Origin of the sequence: Pseudoalteromonas arctica (genome assembly GCF_012927645.1) — a bacterium.
Classification (GTDB): domain Bacteria; phylum Pseudomonadota; class Gammaproteobacteria; order Enterobacterales; family Alteromonadaceae; genus Pseudoalteromonas; species Pseudoalteromonas arctica_A.
In genome coordinates this window covers 1-3,518 of sequence record NZ_JABBMT010000066.1, presented here as the reverse complement: position 1 = coordinate 3,518, position 3,518 = coordinate 1, and the positions used below count along the sequence as shown (strand labels likewise).

Genomic DNA, 3,518 nt, shown 5'->3' with positions numbered 1-3,518 from the left:
CTTCGATAATGTTACGCCATTGTTCAAGGCTACGTGTTTTTCTCATGGCTATCTCCTAATTGAAATTCAGAAATAGCTTAATCGGTTTGACGAATTACTGGCAGGTGCACTTTGCTAGACGCTTACATACGTTTAGTGCTTTTCCCTGTTTAGAACATTGAATATACAGCTAGTACATGGGCTACAGAGGATATAAAAAATCAAAAGTACGAATCAAAAAAGTTAAAGGTACGACAGCTTTCATCAAAAGTACGATACTATTCAAGATCAAAAGTACGACACTAACCTCTGTTTATCCTTTTCATAAAAAGTTCGGAGTTAAGTTTCGCGAGTTCCATCCTTCCACTTTCAGTATCACGAAAAATAAATAAGCTGTCGCCTTCAACCTTCAATAGGTAATCGAGTATTTTTTCTATTTTTTTAAGCCGTTTTTTTAAATCTGCCAATGACGATCTAATACCAATTCTTTCTCGTAAATTATCTAACTTGATAACTTGCTTAGAAGGTCTACCACAGCGCTTCCGGCAGACTTCATAAAGTCTGCGATCAAATGGTTTGGATAATTGAAAGTAATCTTCATGTAATGTTAAGACATCATTGTCATCAATCGACTCAATAAGCCAATCGGGCAATGTTACTTGCCAGCGACTTAAACCACTACCTTCGATTAACTTAAAGCCTTCGATGAGGCCCATACTTTCCAAAAATCTTCGGCCATTAAACTTATAATCAGTAGTGATTAAAGTTCCTGCGAGTCGATATAAAGCCTTTTCAACAAGTTTGTACTCTTTTCCTGATGTTCCTCTCCCTGTAGCCTTTAGGAGATCATAGGTGTTGAAGCGAACCGTGTTACTAAGCTCTAACTTAGCATTTTTTGCAGCCATGATATGGCTCATGCAATAAATGAGCACTTCTTTATCTTTTATGGTTGCTCGACCTAGGACACTCGGAACAATTTTTATCGATACACCTTTATATGAAAAATCCAAAACACTTTTAGACTTCCCATCTAATGCAAACACAGGCCACACCATTGAAAACATATCTGATTTCAAATTGACATGAGTCATTTTGCACTCGAAATACGCCATAGCTTGCGTTACTTGTTTCTTGGTTGAGAAGCTAACCAGTTGTGAAAGTCTTCAACAGGGAAAAGTAATCGAGCGCCAATTTTAATATGAGGTGGTAATGGGTAATTACCACAGCCTTGTTTGTTCTTAGAGATTTGATTAAAAAGAGCTTGTTTGCTGATAAAAAGTAAGTCGGCTACTTCTTCCGAACGATAAAATACCTTTTCCATTATTATTGACCTCAAAGCGTAAGTGTTGAGCTCAATTATTAGCTCAACACATTATTAATTAGTTGAGCAACAATGGTAATTTAGTGTTCCAACAGTTGTCCTTTAAAAGCTAGGGGAACTTTCGGGGGGTTTTTAATGTTTTAGGGGAAAAGCAACACAACTTAGTAACTATAAAAATTAACCATTTGATTTTTATAGTTATTATTTTTTAAAATGGGGATTGGCTAATAAAAACACCTACAAAAAAATTTGCTTGATAAGCTTTTTAAGTAGGCTTTTGGAGAAGCTCTATGCAATATCATTTACATTTAAGATAAAACAAAACAGCGAAGAAGATCACAAGACTTAGAATCAAAGCGCAACCAGCGAGTACAGGAGCCATGTTTAAATTCTGCCTTCTTTAATTGCTGTGAAGAGATCATTTTTCAGCTTGTCGTAGCGTCGAGTAGCGCGAATCGCTAACACCATTAAAATCCACATTTGAAACCATTCGTGTATTGTCATAACTGCAATCTCTGCTAATGCTTTGCACTTGAGTATAGAAAAGATCCTTCCCAATTACACAAAGCAATAATCCACTCACTAATATTTTGTTGCTTCTGCTCATTACACCCCATGAAAGGAAATGTGATTTTTTTGCTTCGAGATTTGAAATGACTGAAAGGCTCTAGTCTAATATCCCAAACCTCACCAATTTCATTTGTTACATCGAAAGCCAACGCTTTTTGAGAAACCAAAGCAAAAAATATTTCCTGCTCTGATTGCATCTCTTTCTCTAATGATAACCCTAAAGGCTCACATTCCGATTCGATACCAGCTAAGCGGCTTTGAAACTCAGCTACTACAGGTATAAATGGCCTTAGCTCAACTTTTTTGTATAGCTCTAAAAGTAGCATTACATTGCTCCTTAAAATTAGGCATGCCTAATTTTGATAACTGTCCTATTCTTTATGTGATTAGTAATAGGTGTCGTAAAGTTCACCACGTGATTGCGCATCCTCTGCCTCTTCACGGGACATAAACTCACCATCAGCGATAACATTCCCCATACCATCATTCAATTGATCTAGTTGCTCGTTTTCTTTCGACGACTGCTCATCGCTTGTAAATATACTTACCAGCAAGTAAATCGCCCCGACTAATACACACACAAATGTTTCAAGCATATTCATTCCTCTTAACTCAATTTGCAACACAAGCATAAAACTAAGTATTCCTTAGTATCTAGATTCAATTAAAGCTAAGAAACTCTTAGTTTTCAAGTTAAGAATAATAAATAATGAAAACTAATGACGAATCACCATTTCCAAAGCGCTTAAAAGAGGCAAGAAAAGCCAAAGGGCTATCACAAAAACAGTTAGGGATTTTAGCTGGCATGGATGAGTTTGCGGCATCGGCAAGAATGAACCAATACGAAAAAGGCGTACACGCACCAGACTTTAAAACAATAAAAGCACTTGCTGATATTTTAGAAGTGCCTACTGCGTATCTATATTGTATCGAAGATAAATTAGCATTGGTTATTTTAGAGTCTAACTCTTAAGGCAGCCGACTCTAATAATTGAAATATAATTATTTATCAGACTTGTTTAGGATAGCTAATGGCGCACTACAATGATGCTTAAGTTGCTTATCAGCACTCTTATCTAAGTCATACCTTGGTGAACAAGCCAAATGTTTTCCTTTTTCATCAAAAACAATACTTTCAGTATTAGTAACAAAAACAAACTCTTTCTTACCCGTATAAACGATCCTCCCTTGTAGGTAATTACCATAAGCATCAATATAAACAGTACATCCAGGTACCTTACTATATTCACCTTTTTTTACTTCATCAAAAGGCCTACAAACACCATCCCCTATTAACTTAGCGCCATAAGACTGACCAGCCGAAAAGAAAACTGATAAAACCCCCCAAATAACCCACAGCAAGGTGGATACAAATACCATATAGATGATCAATCCTATAAGTGCAAAAAAAGGATATACGAACAGCTTTTTTAATGAACTAGGAATTATTTTTATCCAATTAAAAATCCTGCTAGGCTTATCTTTCTTTTTTTTTGATACTGAGTGTCCAAAAAGTAAATGGTAAGCGTCTAGCAAAGTGCACCTGCCAGTAACTCGTCAAACCGATTAAGCTATTTCTGAATTTCAATGAGGAGATAGCCATGAGAAAAACACGCAGCCTTGAACAATGGCGCAGTATTATCGAAGA

At 36.2% G+C, this 3,518-nt stretch carries 6 protein-coding genes; 1 reads left to right on the top strand and 5 read right to left on the bottom strand.

The window, feature by feature from the left end:
* Positions 1–281: 281 nt before the first annotated feature.
* The 4 genes from trfA to HHO47_RS18750 form a co-directional block, all read right to left on the bottom strand.
* The gene (gene trfA / locus HHO47_RS18765; protein ID WP_282435336.1) at positions 282–1,043 is read right to left on the bottom strand and encodes a plasmid replication initiator TrfA; all 762 of its coding nucleotides are present in this window, start codon (positions 1,041–1,043) and stop codon (positions 282–284) included.
* Positions 1,044–1,099: 56 nt separating this feature from the next.
* A complete protein-coding gene (locus tag HHO47_RS18760) occupies positions 1,100–1,300 on the bottom strand; it encodes a helix-turn-helix transcriptional regulator (RefSeq protein WP_033032042.1) in 201 nt (66 codons plus the stop codon).
* A gap of 518 nt (positions 1,301–1,818) precedes the next feature.
* Entirely contained in the window at positions 1,819–2,196 is a 378-nt protein-coding gene (locus HHO47_RS18755; RefSeq protein ID WP_169021668.1) for a hypothetical protein, read from the bottom strand.
* 60 nt (positions 2,197–2,256) lie between these two features.
* Positions 2,257–2,466, bottom strand: coding sequence for a hypothetical protein (locus tag HHO47_RS18750; protein ID WP_248291054.1), 210 nt, complete (start codon positions 2,464–2,466; stop codon positions 2,257–2,259).
* A 113-nt stretch (positions 2,467–2,579) separates the two neighbouring features.
* Between HHO47_RS18750 and HHO47_RS18745 the strand changes: the two genes are divergently transcribed.
* Positions 2,580–2,843, top strand: a complete 264-nt coding sequence (locus tag HHO47_RS18745) for a helix-turn-helix domain-containing protein (RefSeq protein ID WP_169021666.1) — start codon at positions 2,580–2,582, stop codon at positions 2,841–2,843.
* A 29-nt stretch (positions 2,844–2,872) separates the two neighbouring features.
* Here HHO47_RS18745 and HHO47_RS18740 read toward each other — a convergent pair whose 3' ends face one another.
* Entirely contained in the window at positions 2,873–3,406 is a 534-nt protein-coding gene (locus HHO47_RS18740; RefSeq protein ID WP_169021665.1) for a hypothetical protein, read from the bottom strand.
* Between the last annotated feature and the right edge of the window lie 112 nt (positions 3,407–3,518).